This is a genomic window from Dokdonella sp. (assembly GCF_049593775.1).
Lineage (GTDB): Bacteria > Pseudomonadota > Gammaproteobacteria > Xanthomonadales > Rhodanobacteraceae > Dokdonella.
Genome location: NZ_JBAWHJ010000282.1, coordinates 1 through 3865 on the forward strand (window position 1 = coordinate 1; position 3865 = coordinate 3865).

Sequence of the window (3865 nt, forward strand, 5' to 3'; positions counted from 1 at the left end):
CTCAACGGCGCCAATGCAGGAGATCGATTGGCATGCACGAGCTTCAGCGGGATTCGCTCTATGTCGTCGGGCAGGTCGGCACGCGATACGAAGACTCGGTCAGCGATCTCTTCAGGTTCTAGTTCGAGCATCGGGCGCGGGTCGACGTCCAGGTCGTAGACGATGACGGCATTCGACTGCTGCGGGTGCATGGCCAGCGGCGCAATGATCGCAAGGCAGCCCCGACTGGCCGGATAGCGCGACGAAACATGGACTACAGGTGTGCGGTGCGCGACATCAAGGAACTGGAATGCACGTTGCTTGCGGCGCAGGTCCAGATGGAAATCGAAAAGTCGCGGTTGTTGCGTGCGAATCAGTCGGGCCAAATCGATGGTCGACTCGACATCCGATAGAGCGTCATGCGCGCGCTCCTGCTTGAGATGATTGGCAGCGGCCAGTTCTTCGAGTCGGAAACTGGGCGTGCCATCTTCCCGTAGCGGCCATTCGATGCCCTGCGGACGCAATGCGAAACACATGCGGGCCAGATCGATCAAATCCCAACGGGAGTTGCCGGCCCTCCATTCCCGCTCATACGGATCGTGGAAATTGCGGTAGAACAGGTTGCGCGTGAACTCATCGTCGAAGCGCAATGAGTTGTAGCCAACGCCACAAGTGCCAGGCGCTGCCAGCTCCTCGTGAACGATCGCGGCAAATTCGGATTCGATCAGACCTTCTCGATCAGCGAGTTGTGGACTGATTCCGGTGACAAGGCAGGCTTCGGGATGCGGCAGGAGGTCACGCGCAGGCTTGCAATACAGCATGACCGGCTCACCGATGACTTCGAGACTCGTGCTGGTACGAATGCCCGCGAACTGGACTGGCCTGTCTCGCCTTGGGTCAATTCCGGAAGTTTCGTAGTCGTGCCAGAAAAAAGTTGTCGAAGCCATGGATCAGTTGCCTGCAGGGCGATGCACCATGCTAACCCGAGGTCGGCCAGACGATCACGATCGACGCAAGACTTGGCCTTCTGCTGGATCGCGGCAATAATCGGGCCTGCCCCTGTTAGTGGAGATCACAATGTCATTGGCGAATTCGTCAACTGCGCATGAGGACAATCTGATCTGGATTGACCTGGAGATGACCGGACTCGACACCGACAATGACTCGATTCTTGAAATCGCTACCATCGTGACTGACCGCGATCTGAACATTCTTGCAGAGGGCCCGGAGTTGGCCATCCGGCACGACGAAGCACGCCTGAACGCCATGGACGACTGGAATCGGAACCAGCATGGAAAATCCGGGCTCTGGCAGCGCGTTCTCGACTCGGACGTCGACATGAGCCTGGCCGAAGTCCGCACCGTCGAATTCCTCCACCAATGGGTGCCAGCCGGCAAGTCTCCGATGTGCGGGAATTCAATCTGCCAGGATCGGCGCTTCATGCATCGCCTGATGCCGCGCCTGGAGCGGTTCTTCCACTATCGCAACCTCGATGTCTCCACGATCAAGGAACTGGCCCGTCGTTGGGCGCCCGAGGTCAGCAAGGGGTTCAGCAAGGAATCCGCTCATACCGCCTTGAGCGACGTTCGTGATTCTATCGCTGAACTGGCGTATTACCGGCCGCTGCTCGGCCGGCTCGCGCAAGGGGGCAGCTGAATCCAGCTGAGCAGGCAACTCATGCCTGTTGAGCCCAGTGGCGCTGTATTGGGCAAGGTTTGCGCAACTCGTGGCCCTCTGAGCCGGCTCGGGGAAGCCGTGGTCGGACGTTGCCCAATCGGCTCGGCAACCGGGCATTGCCGCTCGGCAAGGCGCGTGCCTGCCCAGGACCTCATGCGGTGGGCTAGCGGGTGCTGCCAGACTGTTCCAGTGCAAGTCAGTGTCGTTCCGCTCTGAGCCCCGACGCTGGAACGCTTCACGCCTGTGACAGCGCCGGACGAGTCGGCAGGGCATGGCGGAAAATTCGTGCAAGAACGCTGGCGTACTGCCGCCAGAAACCACCGGTGTTGTAGTGAATCCCGTAGCGCTCGCAGATCTCGCGGACACGCGGCGCGATCTCGGCGTAGCGCGGTGCCGGCATGTCCGGGAACAGGTGGTGCTCGATCTGGTGACTCAAGTGGCCGGTCAACACGTGGAAAAGGCGACTGCCTTCAAGGTTGCTGGATCCCTGGATCTGGCGGAGATACCACTGGCCGCGCGTTTCATCTGCGACCTCGCGAACGCTGTAGGTTTGTACGTCAGCGGTGAAATGCCCGCAAAAGATGATCGCGTTGGTCCAGACATTGCGGATGCCGTTGGCGACAAGATTGCCGAGCAATACCCGCGGCCACTGCCAGAACGCCAGGGCAGGGAAGAGGATGTAGTCCTTGAACAACTGCAGGCCCGCCTTGCGCAGGAAGGGTCGCATGCGGGTTCGGAACTCGGCCATCTTCATGCGGCCCTTGAGGAAGCGACCAATCTTGATGTCGTGCACGGCCACGCCCCACTGGAAATTGATCGCCAGCAGCAGGTACCAGAAGGGCTGCAACAGGCATGACCGTGACCAACGCTGCTGCTCGCTCAGGCGCAGCATGCCGTAGCCGAAATCGTGGTCCTTGCCGATGATGTTGGTATGGTCGTGGTGCTCGACATTGTGTGAGTGTCGCCAGTGATCACCGTCGCAGACGATGTCCCACTCGTAGGTTTGTGAATTCAGCCTGGCGTCATTCATCCAGTCGTACTGACCGTGCATCACGTTGTGGCCAACTTCCATGTTCTCCATGATCTTGGCCAGCGCCAGCCCGACCACGCCGGCGATCCAGCTGAATGGACCAACGCCGAACATCAGCAGCCCGCGACCGGTAATTGCCGAGCCCTGGACGATGCCGCGCATGCGATGGATGTGGCGAGCATCACGTTCGCCGAGGTCATTCAATACTTCCACTCGAAGCGCATCCAGATCAGCCTCGAAACGGGAGAGCGAATCTGCATCAAGCTGGGTTTTGCCGGTCATGGTGGCTATCCTGTGGGTCGCGCTGTTCATGGCACCAGCTCTATGGCGCTTCTTGGTGTCGAGATACATAACTGGATGAGTTCCTCGCCAGGGCCCGATTCCTGCCCCGTGAGCAGATTGAGCACCGTGCCGCTGCGTTTGCGGCACTGACAGGTACGGCAGATGCCACGCCGACAGCCAAAGCGCAGTTGCAGGCCAGCCGCTTCGGCACCTTCGAGCATGCTCTGCCCAGTCAATACAGTGAACGATTGTTCTGTATGCTCGTAGCTGATCGCATGCGCTGTCGCGTCAGGTTCCACCTGGGCGGCACGACGGCCGAAGCTTTCGCATAGCAGTTTCCCTCCCAGTCCTGATTCGGCGTGCATCGATTCGATCACGCGCATGAAGCCATCCGGGCCACAGACAAGGGATTCGCGTTCACGCCAATCGCTGACGAGCGCGCCGATTTTCATTGCGTCCAGCCTGCCGCCATCTCGGGTGAAGTGGAAATGCACCTTCAATGCGGGCAAGCGCGCGGCCAGTGCCTTGAGTTCGTTCGCAAAAATCGCGTCTTCGTTCGAGCGGCTGCAGTAAAGCAAAGCGATGTCGCGCAAGCCGGGTTCTTCCGCCCAGCCTTCCAGCAGCGACATCATCGGCGTCACTCCACAGCCTGCGGCGAGCAGCAACAGTCCCGAATCACGCGTGGTTGGCGCAAAGGAGCCGTTCGCCTGGCCAAGCCGCACCACATGGCCAGGCTTGAGTGCATGTGCCGCTGTCGACACCGGCCCGTTCTCCTTGCGCTTGATGGTCAGGCGCAGCAGTCCATCCGGACGGGGTGCTCCCGACAGGCTGAAACAACGGGCGTGCCGCACACCCTTGATGTCCAGATCCAGCAGCACATGCTGGCCAGGGCGAAAG

4 protein-coding genes are annotated in these 3865 nt (G+C 60.1%); 1 reads left to right on the forward strand and 3 read right to left on the reverse strand.

Features of this window, described 5'->3' with window-relative positions:
* Positions 1 to 926 (reverse strand): exodeoxyribonuclease I (gene sbcB, locus WBP53_RS10020; RefSeq protein ID WP_423928481.1); only part of this gene is annotated, 926 nt, incomplete at its 3' end.
* Positions 927 to 1056: 130 nt separating this feature from the next.
* Between sbcB and orn the strand changes: the two genes are divergently transcribed.
* Positions 1057 to 1635 carry an oligoribonuclease gene (orn, locus tag WBP53_RS10025; protein WP_423928483.1) on the forward strand — a complete coding sequence of 193 codons (579 nt, stop codon included), beginning with the start codon at positions 1057 to 1059 and terminating at the stop codon, positions 1633 to 1635.
* A 256-nt stretch (positions 1636 to 1891) separates the two neighbouring features.
* Here the strand turns inward: orn and WBP53_RS10030 are convergent, their stop codons facing one another.
* The gene (locus tag WBP53_RS10030) at positions 1892 to 2968 is read right to left on the reverse strand and encodes a fatty acid desaturase family protein (RefSeq protein ID WP_423928485.1); all 1077 of its coding nucleotides are present in this window, start codon (positions 2966 to 2968) and stop codon (positions 1892 to 1894) included.
* A 26-nt stretch (positions 2969 to 2994) separates the two neighbouring features.
* Positions 2995 to 3865 (reverse strand): flavin reductase family protein (locus tag WBP53_RS10035; protein ID WP_423928487.1); only part of this gene is annotated, 871 nt, incomplete at its 5' end.